At 55.1% G+C, this 15,871-nt stretch carries 12 protein-coding genes and 1 pseudogene; 5 read left to right on the top strand and 8 right to left on the bottom strand.

Features of this window, described 5'->3' with window-relative positions; translation table 11 throughout:
• The 3 genes from ACF8AM_RS19740 to ACF8AM_RS19730 all read left to right on the top strand — a co-directional run.
• Positions 1-1,656, top strand: a 1,656-nt coding sequence (locus ACF8AM_RS19740; protein WP_392557298.1) for a CotH kinase family protein, incomplete at its 5' end; no start/stop codon positions are given.
• 94 nt (positions 1,657-1,750) lie between these two features.
• Positions 1,751-2,536 carry a polyphosphate polymerase domain-containing protein gene (locus ACF8AM_RS19735; protein WP_392557297.1) on the top strand — a complete coding sequence of 262 codons (786 nt, stop codon included), beginning with the start codon at positions 1,751-1,753 and terminating at the stop codon, positions 2,534-2,536.
• Positions 2,529-3,203, top strand: a complete 675-nt coding sequence (locus ACF8AM_RS19730) for a DUF4956 domain-containing protein (protein WP_392557296.1) — start codon at positions 2,529-2,531, stop codon at positions 3,201-3,203. The genes ACF8AM_RS19735 and ACF8AM_RS19730 overlap by 8 nt, the downstream gene beginning before the upstream one ends.
• Before the next feature lie 17 nt (positions 3,204-3,220).
• On the opposite strand, the gene ACF8AM_RS19725 is transcribed toward ACF8AM_RS19730, so the two are convergent.
• The 6 genes from ACF8AM_RS19725 to ACF8AM_RS19700 all read right to left on the bottom strand — a co-directional run bounded on the left by ACF8AM_RS19725 (position 3,221) and on the right by ACF8AM_RS19700 (position 11,074).
• Entirely contained in the window at positions 3,221-4,999 is a 1,779-nt protein-coding gene (locus ACF8AM_RS19725; protein WP_392557295.1) for a LamG-like jellyroll fold domain-containing protein, read from the bottom strand.
• A 306-nt stretch (positions 5,000-5,305) separates the two neighbouring features.
• Positions 5,306-6,619 carry a glycosyltransferase gene (locus ACF8AM_RS19720; RefSeq protein WP_392557294.1) on the bottom strand — a complete coding sequence of 438 codons (1,314 nt, stop codon included), beginning with the start codon at positions 6,617-6,619 and terminating at the stop codon, positions 5,306-5,308.
• 30 nt (positions 6,620-6,649) lie between these two features.
• Positions 6,650-8,962, bottom strand: a complete 2,313-nt coding sequence (locus tag ACF8AM_RS19715) for a protein kinase (protein ID WP_392557293.1) — start codon at positions 8,960-8,962, stop codon at positions 6,650-6,652.
• Between the two features lie 51 nt (positions 8,963-9,013).
• On the bottom strand, positions 9,014-9,637 hold the full coding sequence (locus tag ACF8AM_RS19710; protein ID WP_392557292.1) for a sigma-70 family RNA polymerase sigma factor: 624 nt from the start codon (positions 9,635-9,637) through the stop codon (positions 9,014-9,016).
• 224 nt (positions 9,638-9,861) lie between these two features.
• Positions 9,862-10,353: a MarR family winged helix-turn-helix transcriptional regulator gene (locus tag ACF8AM_RS19705; protein WP_392557291.1), complete on the bottom strand. Its 492-nt coding sequence runs from the start codon at positions 10,351-10,353 to the stop codon at positions 9,862-9,864.
• Positions 10,354-10,591: 238 nt separating this feature from the next.
• Positions 10,592-11,074, bottom strand: coding sequence for a GNAT family N-acetyltransferase (locus tag ACF8AM_RS19700; protein WP_392557290.1), 483 nt, complete (start codon positions 11,072-11,074; stop codon positions 10,592-10,594).
• A 186-nt stretch (positions 11,075-11,260) separates the two neighbouring features.
• Here ACF8AM_RS19700 and ACF8AM_RS19695 point away from each other — a divergent pair, with 186 nt between their 5' ends.
• Positions 11,261-11,884, top strand: a complete 624-nt coding sequence (locus tag ACF8AM_RS19695) for an HD domain-containing protein (protein ID WP_392557289.1) — start codon at positions 11,261-11,263, stop codon at positions 11,882-11,884.
• Between the two features lie 26 nt (positions 11,885-11,910).
• On the opposite strand, the gene ACF8AM_RS19690 is transcribed toward ACF8AM_RS19695, so the two are convergent.
• Both ACF8AM_RS19690 and ACF8AM_RS19685 read right to left on the bottom strand, forming a co-directional pair.
• Positions 11,911-15,258 (bottom strand): efflux RND transporter permease subunit, encoded by a 3,348-nt coding sequence (locus ACF8AM_RS19690; protein ID WP_392557288.1) that lies wholly within the window; start codon positions 15,256-15,258, stop codon positions 11,911-11,913.
• Positions 15,255-15,653: a hypothetical protein gene (locus tag ACF8AM_RS19685; protein WP_392557287.1), complete on the bottom strand. Its 399-nt coding sequence runs from the start codon at positions 15,651-15,653 to the stop codon at positions 15,255-15,257. Before ACF8AM_RS19685 ends, ACF8AM_RS19690 begins: the two co-directional genes overlap by 4 nt.
• Before the next feature lie 68 nt (positions 15,654-15,721).
• Between ACF8AM_RS19685 and ACF8AM_RS19680 the strand changes: the two are divergent.
• Positions 15,722-15,871: pseudogene (locus tag ACF8AM_RS19680) on the top strand (sulfatase); the annotation flags it as partial.

Below are 15,871 nucleotides of genomic sequence, written 5' to 3'. Positions count from 1 at the left end.
CCCGGTGGAGGACGTGGCCCTGAAGGCGGACGCCAACGAGGCGAAGGTCGCGGAGACGATTTCGGACCTCGCCCCGGCTTCGGTCCACCAGATGACTTCGGCCCGCCAGAAGGTTTTGGACCTCCACAAGGCTTTGGTCCGCCTCAAGGTGACGAAGCCCGTCGCGGTGGCCGACGCGGTGGCGGCCCTCCCGGAATGAATCGTGATCGCCCTGAACCCACACCTGGGCAAACCATCACCAAAGAATCCGTCACGCCACTTGAAGGTGACTTGTACGATCCCCAAATCGTTCGCACCGTTTTCCTGGACTTCAGCAATGACGATTGGGAAGAAGAAATGGAAACCTTCCACAGCACCGACGTGGAAGTCCCGGCGACCATCACTATCGACGGAAAATCCTATCCCAATTGTGGCATCAGCTTCCGCGGTGCCTCGTCCTACGGCATGGTCCCAAGTGGCTACAAACGATCGCTGAATATCTCAGTCGACATGGCCAACGAAGACCAACGCATTGGCGGCTACAAAACGTTGAACCTGCTCAACGGAGCCAGCGACGATTCGATGATGAGCACCGTGCTGTATTCGCACATCGCAAACCAACACATCCCAGCGCCGCGAGCCAACTTTGTTCGCGTTGTCATCAACGGCGAAGACTGGGGCGTGTACACCAACGTCGAACAATTCAACAAAGATTTCGTCAAACGAAACTTCGGCAGTGGCAAAGGCGCCCGTTGGAAAGTCAGCGGCTCACCACGTGGTGGCGGCGGATTGGAGTATCACGGCGAAAATTTGGAAGACTACCGCCATCCCTTCGAACAAAAATCCGGCAACGACAAAGATCTCCAACGCCTAGTCGATTTGTGCCGCGTGCTGGATCAAACCCCAACCGACGAACTTCCCGCCGCTTTGGAACCGATGGTGGACGTCGACGGATTGCTCTGGTTCTTGGCACTGGACAACACCCTGATCAACTCAGACGGCTACTGGATCCGAGCCAGCGACTACAGCATCGTGCTGGACAAAGACGACGTGTTCCACTTCGTTCCTCACGATATGAACGAAGCCTTCCGAGCGGCGGGTGGACGTGGCGGACGCGGTGGGCCAGGCGGACGAGGTGGCCGTGGACGCGGCGGACGAGGTGGCTTTGGCGGACCAGATGATTTCGGTGGCCCGAGAGGATTCGATGGTGGCCGTGATGATGGTCTCCGTGATGGTGGCCCGCGTGACTCCGATGAGCCTCGTCGATTCGCCGGGCCTGATCAAAACGGTCCCCGCGGCGGAAATGGCCCTGGACCTGAATCGACGGCGTCTCCACTTGGATTGGATCCGCTGATCGGATTGGAAGATCCCACCAAACCACTTCGCAGCAAAGTGCTGGCGGTTCCAAAATACCGGGATGCCTACCTCGCCAATGTTCGCCAACTCGCGGAGCACTCGCTGAACTGGGAAAACCTCGGACCATTTGTTCAATCGCAAGCCAAATTGATCGAACCTCTCTTGAAAGTGGACACGCGAAAACTGGGAACGTTTGAATCTTTCCAAGCCATGACCAGTGCCGACGGTGCGTCCGATCATGCGAGTGAACCCCAGCGTGGCCATGGTGCGATGAACTTGAAGGCCTTCGCCGATGGTCGTCGCGAATTCCTGCTGAAGTAGCACCGCTTGTTCCTGCCATCAACGCCTCGCGACAATCACCGTCGTGACCGCGAGGCGTTGCGTTCACAAATCGCTTTTAGTACTCCATCACGTCATGAATGACAAACGAATTGAACTGAAATACCAACTGGATTCGTCGCTGGCATCGGAAGTCAAGCAATGGGCCCGTGAACATTTGACCGCGGATCCGAACTGCGAATCCGGTGACAGTTACGACGTCAACAGTTTGTATCTGGATACGCCTCAACTGGACCTTTTCCACCAAACGGGTCGGATCGGACGTCGCAAGTATCGGGTTCGACGTTATGGTTACGAGTCGAAATTGTGGCTGGAAAGCAAATCCAAGAAAAAGAATGAAGTTCAAAAAAATCGCTGCGTCGGTTCTGAAGACGAAGTGATGAACACCTTGCTTCAACTCAATGATCGCAATACCGAAGGCGAATCATCAACGCCATCCTTTGGCGATTGGTTCCGCGATCAAGCCATCAAGAAAGAGCTTCAACCGACCACGCAAATTCACTATCGCCGGTTCGCTCGAATGGGATCCGAACAGGGTCAAAACATGCGTTTGACCATCGACAGCCAACTGCACGCCAGCCCGGCGTCGGGTTGGGACGTGGCTTCTGAGAACTCCGATTCCGATCGATCGCAACGAGTGAAAGCGACAGGTTTGGAAATCCTCGAACTAAAGTTTCATCGGTTCATGCCTCATCGCTTCAAAGAACTCCTGCGTGAATTTCCGATTCCACTGACTGGGTTCTCCAAGTATCGAGCCGCTGTTCGCTGCTGGAACCTGGATCAACCGGTTCCCGTGTTCGATCCGGCAATGGAAGTATTGCCGAAATCCGAATGGAACTCGGAGACCGTATCGTATGCCTGAATGGCTGAATCAAGTTTCCACTGAAGTGGATGCCAACCTGCCGACACTTGCCACGCGACTCGCATTGGCGTGGCTGTGCGGCTGGGCCGTGGCTCTGATCGCTCGCATCAAATCGCCGTCCAACACCGCCGACCAACTCACTTTGACGTTGGTTCTGATGAGCGTGCTGATCGCGATGGCGACTCAAATCATCGGCGACAATATCGCCCGAGCATTCAGCTTGGTCGGCGCATTGTCGATCGTCCGCTTCCGAGCCGCGGTGTCGTCCACACGAGACGTGGCGTTTGTTCTCGCGTCCGTGGTCGTCGGTATGGCGATCGGAGCAGGCCAGTACTGGGTGTCCTTCCTCGGTTTGATCACGTTGGCCTGGGCAACTCAGTTCAACGGTGGACGTTCCGGTTCAAAGCTTGAGAACGCCTCGTTGCAGAATGACAAGACCTGGCGTTTGACCTTGAAAGTCGGTCTGCATTCCATCGGTGGTTGGGAATCCGAACTGAAACGCCTGACCAAGAACTACGAGATCGTTTCCGCGGAAACCGCTCGTCGAGGCGGATCGCTGGAACTGGTCTATCGCTATCAACCACAAGACGACACCGACGCCAGCCAACTGATCGCCGCCTTGAACGCGATCCCAACGGTCGAATCGGTCGCCACCAAACCCATTTGATCAACGTCAAGCCAACGTCAAGGAATTCGAAGCGAATCGATTGGAAACACCGCCATCTCTGCACTGTTCTGGTTGGCGCGGCGACCGCCATTGTTGGAGTACCCGACATACAGCTTGCCATCGTGTTCCAAGGCACATGGGTACGACAAACTCAAACTCCCGGCTGACTCACCCGGCGCGTTCCCGTTCATGGATCGCCGGATGACGAACACCTTGGCAAACACATTTTCACCGGGACGTGAGACAGCGATCGTCAGGGGTGATCGCTTGCCTCCGTTCGCTGCCACCGTCGTACAAACCAGATACCTTTGGCCGTTGCTCAAAACACCGGCCGCAGGTTTGGACGTCGCCATTGGCAGGTTGCTGACTTTTGATGGAGACCAAGTCCGACCATAGTCGTCACTTTTTGCAACCAGTGCTTTCGCGTCACCACCGTAGCGAGCGACGTTGAAAACGGTCGAACCATCCACCCACAAACTGGACTCGCCCCACATGCGATGAATGAAAGAGTCCACCGGAATCTTCACCCAATCCCACTGAGTGAAGTCATCTCCATGGCTGATCGCGACCGCAGCCGGAAACACCTTGTCACCGGAATAGCGTTTTCCAAGAAAACCTGGCATGATCCAGTTGCCGTCATCCATTGGAACAGGTTGATTCATCGGCCAGAATCCATTTTCGATGATCACGCCAAGCGGTTTCCATTCCCCAGTGGAATCGTCCAACCGGTAGGCTCGCGTGTGAATGTCATCCATCTTTCCGTAGTAGGCACCTTGGAATGCCCACAAGGTTTCGTCATGGGAGAAGAACACGCCGTGGCTGACGGCCAAATTTTCTTCGTCACCAGCGTCAATGACTTGTAGCGGCCCCCAAGTCCTTCCTTCATCGTCGCTGACGCGAAACTGAGCTTCTTCGGTCACCGTGTTCTCATCCCCTTTGTTGTGACCGATCGAGGCAAACAACTTCCCCTTGTGCCACGCCAGTGAGACGCCATGCAAGAAGGTGTATCCATCGCGGGGCTTGTCCCATTTCTTGATCACCTGGAAATCGACGTTGGCGACTGCGGGCAAATCTTCGGCTCGGCCCAACGATACGTTCTCATCCCACAGCGGGAACGGCTGAGGAGGAACCGGAACATCATGAACCAAATCGATCGGACGATAGGACGCGGCCACTTCTTCAGGCGACAATGCTTTTGAAAGAAGCTGAACTTCGTCGATCGCACCATTCCAGGTTTGCCGAATGTTCCCATCGTCATTCACTCCACCCAAAGTCAGCGGCGCGTCGGTGGATTGCATGGGTTGATCCAGCTCCAACGATCCCGCCCGTTCACCGTTGACGTACAACTCCGCCGACTCCGGTTTCATGACCATGCAGAGTTGATACCAGTGGCCGAGCTCAGGTTCCGGCCCAGAGATGGTTTGCCATCCATTTCGGTACACATAGAGGCTGAACTGGTGATTGCGATCCAGCATCAGCGACCATTCGCGTTCACCCAAGGAATAGCGATTCTTGGCCGCGATGATTTGTTGACCAGCATTCAAGCGGTAGGGGTTCACCCAAACAACGAGCGAATACTCGCCCGACTTCAAAACGTCGTGTGCGCCTTGTGGCTCCAGCACCGTTTGCGCGTTGAACAACCAGCTTTCCCCCTCGATCCCGGCACACAACGCTGCTTTGCCGTGCGTTGCAACAACGTTCGCTTGCGCCGAATCAGCCGACCAGCGAATGGGTTCACTCCCGATTGCCAAGACAGGATTCAAGACAAACAGACTCAACAAAATGGTTCGGATCATCAAAAAGGGATGCAGCAACGAGAGACTGAAATGATCAACCGCGAAAGCTCCAACATGGCCCGCGACAACGAGCGCCCAATCATAACCCGAAGCGTCAGCGAGGAAGGGAGTTGCATCCAATCCCTTGCTCACGCGTTTGAGAGTTGTTGTAGGTTGGCCACTCTTAGCCGACATCCACGACTTTGACGGGCAAGAGTGCCCGTCCTATATGCGTTGAGAACCTCTTTCGACAACCGGAAATCGATGACCGTTTCTGATGCGTTGGAACGATCGAGAGATTCGTGTCACGCAGACGCTGCGAGCTGATCAAATATTCAGCTCATCAATGAATCGCACGGCGTTCTGCACGCCCGATTCCAATCGGATTTGTTTGCCAAGTTGGTCAGCCCGAACTTCCATCTCGTGATCATCCATCGTTTGAGAAATGGCCTGGGCAAGCCGTTCGGACGTGAGTTTTCGTTGCGGGATCGGTTGGGGGCCAACGCCGAGCTCATGAACCACTCGACCCCAAAACGGTTGGTCACCAAAGAAGGGACAGATGATCGTGCGTCGACCGGCGCGAAGCCCGGCGGCCGTGGTTCCGCAACCGCCATGGTGAATCACCGCGGAGACTTGAGGGAACAACCAATCGTGTGGAACCGCATCGATGGAAAGCATTGTCTCCGGCAGATCGAACTCCCGCAGATCCATTCCGCCCCAACCCGGAGCCAAGATTGCACGTTGCCCCGACAAGCGAACCGCTTCGATGACACGTTCGGCCGTCGCGCGTGGATCGCGTCCGAAGATGCTTCCGAAACCAACGTAGATGGGTGGTGGTCCTTGTTGAAGAAACTCCACCAGCGTCGGAGCGGGCTCGAATTCATTGGGAGCATCCAAGAACCAATACCCAGTCACCGTCGCGTGCTCAGGCCAATCGCTTGGTCTCGGAATCACCGCCGGACTGTAGGCATGCAACGCGGCGACGGGTCTGCCATCCGCATGACGAAAATACGGCGGACGCTTCTTTGGCATTCCTAGCGACCGCCGCCACTTGCCCACAAACCGACCTCCACTACGGCGAGTGATGAATTCGATGGCGCGATAAGTCGCGATGTTGTACCAGCGGCCCAACGGCAACCTTGGAAACCCAAACGCAGGCGACTCCCCCGTGGGCACATACAGCGGCAGGTAGAACGCGAGGGCACAACGACACCCGAGACGTTCTGCAAAGTCTTCTGCGCCGATGGCTTTCTTATGAAATAGAATCAAGTCCGGTTGAAAGGAATTGGCCGCCGCCCACATCTCGTTGACCTGACGATGCATCATGTCTGTCAGTTTTGGCATCAATCGAACACCCGTCCGAACGGCTTGAAACAAGTTGGTGGTTGTTTCCATTGCCATGCGACCATCCTTCGATTCCATGAAATCGCGAATGTCGTTGTTCAGTGGAGCGTAGTCGATTCCATGCGAATGGATGAAGTCTTCGAAGATCTGGCAGGTGCAAATTCGCACTTCGTGCCCCGCCTCCTTCAGCCCAACGGCCAAGGCAACGTACGGCTGCACGTCGCCTCGCGTCCCCACTGTCAGCACCAGAATCCGCATCCAAACTCCCAACAAGGTGTCACGGACCTGCTTCGTCAAAACAGGTAACTTCAGATCGTATTCACTCGATCACTGAACGAACGCTTCGCCGATCAATTCATTCCATTTCTCTCGTTGCTCAGGTGTCAATATCTCCAGAATTTTCTCGACGGTATAGCGGGTTCCTTCCGAATTCCACATGTCGTGCGGCGGCCCATTGAAACCAGAAGGCCCTTTCTTACCACGCGGGCCACCAAATTCAGGTGGACCATTCATCTCAGGAGGCCGGCCGAATTCGGGTGGCCGGCCGCCACGGGAACCAATTCCGTCGGGCGACCGGTCACCATCAAATCGCCCTCGCATCCCCAACTCGAATCCCTCTGGTCCTGAACCACGTCGGCCATTTTCTCGATCGCGGGGCCCTCGATCGCCGTCACCTCCTCCGCGGCGTGAAGGACGCGTTTCTTCAATGATTTGATCGATCCTCGCTCTTTGCTCGCGAGTCAGTTCCAGAGCCGCGACAACTTCGGCGGATTTGAAAGTGAACGGCAATCGACGTTGCCGAGCGATTTGTCGCAAACGTTCGACTTGCTGTGCACTCAGTTGCTCTCTCATGAACGAATCGAACGATTCCAACAGTTCTGTCATTTCGGCATTCTCAATCGACAGGTTGCCGGGGTTTTCATTGGCCAAGTAATGCCGTTCCGATTGCAGCATTTTGACGGCATCAGTGATCGCGGCCGCCTTCTCGCGATCGATCTGCAACTCTTTTTGAACGCTCTCTTCTAAGAGTTGTAACAACGGACCGATGTTCTCGAGCAACTGCAGTTCCTCGACCATGGCTTCCACACGAGCCGAGGTCTTTGCCAATTCGCTTGTCAAAGCCGGGTCATCGGCACGAAGTTCTAAGAAGTCACGATAAAACGACAAAGATGTTTCGAGGAAAGTCCGCCGCAGATCCTGAAGCCCAGCTCGATAGGCCAATTCGCTTTCACTCAGCTCACTGAATGCGTCGACGGCCGCACGAGCTTGCCGAAAGCTTTCCTCAGCCAATTCCCGTTGCTGTGTTTCGCGATCGAGAGCCATTTGGGTTTGCCGTTGTTCTCCCCAAACGAGCAACGCCGTCACCAACAAAGCGACCGAAGCAATCAACAACATTCCAAAGGCTGCTGCCACTAAACCACTGTTGCGGCGACGCCATTTGGCCAACCGTTCAAGTGCCGTCGGAGGTTTGGCTTGGATCGGTTTGTCATCCAACCAACATTGCAAATCGTCCGCGAGAGCCTTCATCGTCGCGTAACGTTCGGACGGCTGCTTTGCGATGGCTTTGCGAACGATCGTGTCCAACTCTGTGGGCAAATCCGGTGCGATTGACATCGGCGATGGCGGGTCGACCTCAATCACCGCATTGAGCAATTCGCGAAAACCTTCGCCTTCGATGGCGGGTCGCAGGGTCAACAATTCGTAAAGTGTCACGCCAAAAGAATACACGTCGGTTCGATGATCCAAGATCATCCGGTTTCCGGACGCTTGTTCGGGCGAAGCGTACCGCAACGTCCCCATCGGGTCGCCTGTCCGAGTCAGGTTGTTGGTGTCGGATTCAATGTGTGCCAAACCAAAGTCCGTCACCCACACTTTGCCGGCACCGTCGATCAACAAGTTCCCCGGTTTGATGTCTCGGTGGATGACGCCGTACTGATGCGCGTGCTCGATCGCGATCGCGGCTTCGTGTGCCATGCGAACGGCCGATTCGTAGTACCGTCGCCGCCCCATCGAGGTGCCCATCGACGTCGTGTTGTTCGAACGAGTCGTCGCGGCACTGACCGTATCACGCATCGGTTGGGTGTCGTTTGATTTCCCTTGCTTGGTTTCCTGACGCATCTCATCGATCACATCCGCCAGCGTGCGTCCCTCGATCATCTGCATCGCGTAGTAATGCACTCCACGATCACTCCCGACGGCATAAACAGGCACGATGTTGGTGTGGTGCAGAGCCGCCGCCGCATGCGCTTCGTTGCGGAAACGTTGCAATCGCACTTCGTCCAAACCGCTGGCAAACGGCAGGACTTTCAAAGCCACCTTGCGGCCAAGAGAAAGCTGGATGGCCTCGTAGACAACGCCCATTCCTCCGCGACCGAGCTCACCGACGATTTGGAAATCACCGATGGGTTTGGCAGTGAATTCGGAATCGGGGCCCTCCACGCTCGCCGGTGAATCCGACGGGGATTCCACGCCATGCAACATAGCCAGCCCTTCCAGAGCTGGACGCAGTTCCTCTTCAATGCTGGAGTGCTCCGCCACGAATGCGTCGATCGAAGGAGCTTTCCCGTGCTCGAGCAACTGCATGTAGTCCTTGACCGCAGCGACCACGCCGTTGTCATTGGTTTCATCGAAAGTGGCCATGATTCTCTCTTCGTTCAGTTGATCGTCTGCCGTCTCGTTCGCTCACCACACTCAAGTCATGATGGTTCGCAATTTCGCAAGTCCACGGACCCAAAGCTTCTCAACGCTATCCACGCTCTTCCCCACCCTCGCGGCGACATCCGCGAAGGACATGCCTTCGACATGACGCAGCAAAATGACCTCGCGATAATGTTCCGGCAGCGCCTCGAGTGCCTCCGCCAATTGCAAGAAAGCTTCGTTGCGAGCAAAGTGTTGACTTGGTGATGTGACATCCGCGGCGATCTTGGATTGCAAGAATCCCGATGCGTTCGCCAGACTGGCATTCAAATTCTGCTCCAACCGGGGGTCGCGTTTCTTTGTCCCCAAGTACTTTCGCAGGTGCATTGCCAGAATGTTCTGCAAGATGCCTCGCAACCAACCCGCGAATTCCTCCGGGGATTGGCCGCGAAAATCTGCCATGTTCTCGTGTGCCGCGATGCAAACCTCTTGAGCCAAATCCGACGGGTCGGCTTTGCCTTGCAAATGATGATGCAAACCAGAGCGAGCCAAAAACTTGACAAACTTTCGGTAACTGTCCAGCAATTCTCCCAACGCGTTTTGATCTCCTGATCGCGCATCGGCGATCAGCTTGGTAATCCGGGGTTGCGATTCATCAGGAGCAATTCGTTCAGTCATTTTTGTTCAAAATCGGCGGCACGATTGCATTGCGTCCGCGTCGTGACACAACTCACCGCACCTTGGAACCAGTTGCGGTTGAACCAGAAAACCGCCGCTCAAACGAGAAACTTTACCAGAGGTCGCTTTGGTTGGCAGTTTCGACGCACGATTGACGCGAAATGAACACCCACGGCTGACTCGCTGAAGCCTGAATGATCCGTCACGAACCACAAAACGGGTCGTTACGAATCCGAACCAGACGACTCCACCACACTTTCGCGGGCGATTTGCAAAATTCGATTGAGCGCATGAAGATCTTCCGCGCTGACGTGCCCCAACAATTCGCGATGCAAATTCTGAATCGGCTCATCCAATTGGCGGAGCAAGACGAGGCCCTCCTCCGTCAAGCCAACCAGAAAGACGCGACGATCCTGACTTGATTGCTTCTTGTGCACCAAATCTCGATGGAGCAATTGGTCGACCACGCGCGTGATCGCGGGAGCCACCTGGATCATCCGATTGGCAACTTCCAAGCAGGGCATCGGTTCGCCTTCGCCACGCATGATCCGCATCGCGTTGTACTGCGAAGGCGTCAGCCCATATTTTCGCAGCAAACGAGCCAATCGATTTTCAAGCAAATCGCTGGTACGAAGAATCCCCAGCATGGCTTCTTGCTCGAGCGATCGAAACGGTTCTCTTTTCTTCAGTTCTTCGCGTAAAGAGGACGTCGGCATCAATGATCCTTGGGGCAATCGTCAGCAACAGCGCGCACCTTCACGGTCCAAGCTGTTGATGTTGTTTCGGTGCCCCAATGCTTTGTTCGCAAAAGACCAAAGCAACTTCAACAACATGGGTCATGAATCGACGCCTTGCATCCAAAATGCCAAGGAATCCTCTGCTCGTTCGTGAGAAACGCCTTCCCCAACCAATTACAGTTCCAGTGATACCGACCGTGCGGAAAGGATGGTCCGTTTACCCCCCCTGGCCAGACTTTTCACGCTTCCATTCCATCCGGAAGTTGTCCAACGAAACACCTCGACATTCCACGCTCTGACGCTGCAACACCCGAAAGCCAACCGATTCAAAAAACGGTTTCGCAGTGATGCTCGCCTCCGTCAAAACAGTCTCGCACTCAAGTCGGCGAAGATGTGCATCCAGCCCACTCCAAATCAACTTCGCAACACCTCGCCGTTGATGATCCGCTGAAACAAACAACCGATCCAAGTAGCCGTCGCGGGTCATGTCCGCGAATCCGATCAGCTTCGAATCCAACTCGACCACCAAGGCAACGCGACCTTGGAATCGATCGCACCAGGCATCCAAGTCCACCGATTCCGGAGCCCACGCATTCAACTGTTCCAACGAATAGTCGCGGCGATTCACTCGATGCACGGTGTCGCGGAACAAACGCCAGCACCCAACCCCATCTCTCTCCTCGAACGATCTCAAATCCATCCCGAATACCTTCCATCCACTTGCACTTTCAAGCGAGATACCAGAATCGTGACTGCATGGCCTGTCAAACGCACTCGATCATCGACCACCTCGCAACGCACGATTCCACCACGTCGAGATGCTTGATGACCGACCAAGGTTCACCGCCACCTACGATTGAATTTGCTGTCCGGTTACGATTCAAAGATGAACCCATCTGAAACAATCATCCAGAACGTGACCAACATTGTGAGCCAGCGGATGGCTGACCAACAAGCCGGGCACGGATTCGATCACGTCCGGCGTGTCCATCGCACAGCTTGCGACATCCAAGCACAAACGGGCGGTGATCGCTTTGTGATCGAACTCGCGGCGTTGCTGCATGATGTTGGTGACGCGAAATTTCATGAGGGAGTCGAACGCAGCGCCGAGTTCTCACGGCAAATTTTGGGCGACCTCCCAGTCGACACACCCACAATCGATCATGTTGCTCACATCGTCGACAACCTTTCCTTTCGAAAACACGACACCGCCGAAGAACTCTCCTTGGAAGGAAAAATCGTTCAGGATGCCGATCGGTTGGACGCGTTGGGGGCGATTGGGATCGTACGAACGATCGAATACGGCGCAACCGTGGGACAACCCTTCCACATCGCTGGGCACGACCCAAGTGATCTGAACGGCCCCAAGACCGGTGCAGGCCACTTTTATCAAAAGTTGTTTCGCTTGCGAGAAATGCTTCACACCGATCCGGCCCGTCAGATCGCGACCGAGCGAGAACGGTTCATGAAGACATTTCTGACTCAGTTCATGAGCGAACTGGCTGACTGATACCAACCGACAGATGTCGTGAATGATCAGGCACGATTGACTGGCACGACTCGAAACGTTTCGACCAAAATCGCATAGAAGGCGGGCACGATGATCAACGTCAACGTGGTCGTCATCAACAACCCCACGATCATGCACCATGCCAAGCCTTCCCACAGCGGACCGCCGCTCAAGGCCAAAGGCAACAACCCTCCCACCGTCGTCGCAGTGGTGAGGAAGATCGGCAACATCCGCTGCTTGCCCGCCTCGATCAAGCAATCACGAAATTCGGCTTGGGTCAAACCAACGATCGGACCATCGTCTTCCCCCTTGGAAGCTTTGGCTTGGGAACGTTCTGAGATCAAAATATCGGCGAATTCAACGAAGATGATCGCGGTATTCAGCACAATGCCAAACAGAGCCAAGATCCCCAATTGCGGCATGAACCCCAGCGATTTGTCCGACAGGTACAAACCCAACCACGCCCCTACCAAGGCCAATGGCAACGTGGACAGAATGATCAACGGTTTGGACCAACCGTTGTACTGAAAGATCAAACACAAAACGATCAACAGAAACGAAATCGCGAACGACATCATCATCTGCCCGCCCGCTTCGGCACTCTCCTCGTACGCACCACCGGGTTCAATCCAGTATCCCGTTGGCAGCTCATCCTGCAATTGTCGCATCTCTGGCGAATGCAACACTCGCGAGACCACGTCGTTTCCAGTGACCCCCGGCTCCATTTGTGAACTGACTTCGATCGTTCGATTCATTTTACGACGTTCGATTTTCGCGAGCTCAAGCGTTGGCCGGAGAACCGCCAAGGAGGCCAGCGGCACCTTCCCACGATCCCCTTCAACATACGCTTCTTGCAGACCGCGAACCGATTCACGTTCGCTGGCTTTCAAGCGAAAATAGACCGGCACCTCATGGTCGCCTTCACGAAACGTCGTCAACTGCAAACCCGAGTAGTAAGAATTCAACGTTCGTGCAATCTGGGAATTGGTGACACCGACCAAGGAGGCTCGGTCTTGTTCCACCGCAACTTGAATTTGGTAACCGTCCACTCCCCATGAATCCGAAACGTCCCACGTTTCGTGCTGGTCCCTGACGAGTTGCTTCAGCTTGTCCGACGCTTCCCGCAACACCGCTGGATCTGCGAAACCACTGCCTGAAATTCGAAAGACGAGTGGGTCCGCAGGAGGACCAAGTGCCAATCGGACAGGAACGATTCGAGCCCCCACGATCGGATCAATTCCCATGGATTCATCGCCACGCTCCGCAATTTCCCGCACGCGTTGAGCGAACTGTTTCGTCACCGATGCGTCCGTTGTCCGCACTAAAATCTCTGCGAAAGACCGTGTTTTCGGCTCGGGATCCCAACCCAGATGCCAGCGTGAACCACCACCACCAACTAGAGATCGATACACGCGAAGTGGAGGCTTGGCGAATCCATTGGTCGCCAAATTCTCAGTTCCCAATCGCTGAAGAATCGTTTCGACTTGCTGCGTGACCTGGTCAGTTTGTTCGATCGTTGCCGTTTCAGGCAAAATCACCTTGACCGCAAACTGAGTCCCATCCGCATCCGGAAAGAATTCCGAACTCACCGGCAATACCATGATGCCAATCATCAACCCGAGCGTCGCCAACGCCGTCAGCCATTTGAATTTGACCGCTAAACTGCCCGACCATCCATACAGTTGGAACGCCAGGTTCTCGCGTTTGGGATTGGAACCGCCGGACGTGGTGCCTTCGGTTGATTGACCAATTCGACGTTTCCGGCGTGGCATCCATCGAGTCATCCGGTTCCATGCCGCGACCACGGGCGATCCCGTTTGATCGGCTTGGGGAGCCCGGATGAACATCCCCGCCAAGATCACACACAACGACATTGCCAACACCCAACTGAGGGCAAGCGTGGTCGAAACGGTGACCGGCAAACTGTAAACGTATTCCTTCCCCCCACCTTCCAAGCTCACCAGCATTGGGACAAATGCTGCCATCGTGGTGAGCGTGCCAACCAGCATCGGAATGGCCAAGGTGTTGGCCCCGTCAATCGCCGCTGGAAACGGATCCATCCCTGCGATTTGATTGGACCTGGCTTGGTCACACACCTGCACCGCATTGTCGACCAACAACCCCAACGAAATGATCATCGCAGCGAGCGAAATTTGTTCAAGTTGCACGCCAAAAAGCGAAATCAAACCAACCGTGACGACAACCACGATCGGAATATTCGCGGCCATCACAAACGACGTGCGAAAGCCAACCACCAAGTAAACCACCACCACCACAATCAGGACGGCTTCCACAACATTGATGATTACATCGCGAATCTTCTTTGCCACGCTTTCGCTTTGATCGGAGACCGCAGTCACAGCAATGTCCGGCGGCAACCGTTGTTCCACCTCTGACATTTCCCAAACTCGGTGCTTCGCGGCTCCACAAACATCAATGATGTTGGAACCCGATTTCATCGTGATCCCCAACATCACCGCAGGCGTGCTGCCTTGTGCGTCGCCCACTCGGCAGATGTAGTTGGCAGGGTCTTCGTAGTCACGCGTGACGGTCAGACCAAGCTCAGCCAAGGGAACGCGATTGTCACCTCGACGGGTTCGAACGGTGCTGGCAATCTGTGTGATCTCGTCCACCGCATTGAACTCACCTTCCGTCTTGACCGAGAAATGCCCCGATTCGGTGTCCAGTTCTCCACCGGCCTGAATGATATTCCGATCATCCGCCAACGATTCCAGTTGATTGGTGGTCAGTTCCAATTGGGCCCAGTTGGCAAGGTCCGTTTCAATGAAAATCGCCTCGGACCGCTGGCCGAACATATCGACTTTCGCGACACCTGGTAACAACCGCAAAGCGTCCTGCACATCTTCCGCGTACTCTTCCAATTGACGTAGCGTGTAGCGATCTTGAGGACGAATTGCCTCACGGCTTTTGGACGGTGTTTGATGGATGCCCAACAATAACACAGCAGTGTCACCGAACTCATCATTGACAATGGGAGTGACATGCTCGGCAGGCATCGGCACCAAGTCCACCCGAGCGCGAACCTTGTCCCAAACATTTTGGATGTCCGCCGGCGGAATGTTGTCTTCCAATTCGACAAACACGGTGGACTGACCGGTCAGTGTGGTCGACCGTGTCAGCTCAACCTCTTCAATGCTGGTCAAACTTTGTTCGATCTTGTCGGTAATCAGTTCCTCCACGGTTTCGGCCGGTGCGCCCGGCCAAGACGTGGAGACCACACAGACGCGAATTGTGAACTCCGGATCCTCTCGTCGCGGGATGGTGACATAGGTGATTGCCCCCCACGCCATGGCCAAAATCGCTAACGAGAAAACGATGGGGCGGTACTTCACCGCCAAGGATGGCAGGTTCATTCTGCGGATCCCTCCGTCACGATCGACGGCCCGGGGCTGCCAATCAAATGCCCTTCTTCCAGTTCATCGAACTTTCGAGCTGCGCCCACGATTCGCACTCGTTCACCGTCGGTGAGGTAGTGCACGCCGCGGACGACGATTTGCAATCCTTCGCGAAGTTCTGGCGACTGCACCTCAATCATCGAACCCGTGTCCAGGTTTTCCCGAGGGACCACTTCGACGCTGAACTTGGAAGCCGAACCGTCCTGAACCACATACAGAAACGTTTCCCCTGCCTCCTCGTCAATCGCATCAAAAGGGACAAAGAAACCTTTGACTTCGCTTTGTTCAGCCAAGTCAACGGACACCAATTCCCCCGGCCGCAACATCCATTCAGCTCCCGAGTCCAAGACCACTGACTCGCCATCCCAATTTTCTGGTGGAGTTCCCCCGCGGACAGACGACGCCCCAGCAACAACAACTCGATGGCGTTTCGCTCCAACCACTGCTGCGTGGCGAAGAATCACTGGACCGAGATGCTCTTTACTGGCACTACCCACACTACAGCAACCAAGGCGGCTTCCCAGGCGGAGCCATTCGCGAAGGCGACTGGAAATGGATCGAGCGATACGAA

Source organism: Rhodopirellula sp. JB055 (assembly GCF_043100905.1).
Taxonomy (GTDB): domain Bacteria; phylum Planctomycetota; class Planctomycetia; order Pirellulales; family Pirellulaceae; genus Rhodopirellula.
The sequence above is the reverse complement of the archived record's forward strand: the minus strand, read 5'-3'. Positions and strand labels throughout refer to the sequence as shown.

Bases quoted from the DNA above. Each gene is read 5' to 3' on its own strand.
- ACF8AM_RS19735 (WP_392557297.1), top strand. From the start codon at position 1,751: ATGAATGACAAACGAATTGAACTGAAATACCAACTGGATTCGTCGCTG.
- ACF8AM_RS19730 (WP_392557296.1), top strand. From the start codon at position 2,529: ATGCCTGAATGGCTGAATCAAGTTTCCACTGAAGTGGATGCCAACCTG.
- ACF8AM_RS19725 (WP_392557295.1), bottom strand. From the start codon at position 4,999: ATGATCCGAACCATTTTGTTGAGTCTGTTTGTCTTGAATCCTGTCTTG.
- ACF8AM_RS19715 (WP_392557293.1), bottom strand. From the start codon at position 8,962: ATGGCCACTTTCGATGAAACCAATGACAACGGCGTGGTCGCTGCGGTC.
- ACF8AM_RS19710 (WP_392557292.1), bottom strand. From the start codon at position 9,637: ATGACTGAACGAATTGCTCCTGATGAATCGCAACCCCGGATTACCAAG.
- ACF8AM_RS19705 (WP_392557291.1), bottom strand. From the start codon at position 10,353: ATGCCGACGTCCTCTTTACGCGAAGAACTGAAGAAAAGAGAACCGTTT.
- ACF8AM_RS19700 (WP_392557290.1), bottom strand. From the start codon at position 11,074: ATGGATTTGAGATCGTTCGAGGAGAGAGATGGGGTTGGGTGCTGGCGT.
- ACF8AM_RS19695 (WP_392557289.1), top strand. From the start codon at position 11,261: ATGAACCCATCTGAAACAATCATCCAGAACGTGACCAACATTGTGAGC.
- ACF8AM_RS19690 (WP_392557288.1), bottom strand. From the start codon at position 15,258: ATGAACCTGCCATCCTTGGCGGTGAAGTACCGCCCCATCGTTTTCTCG.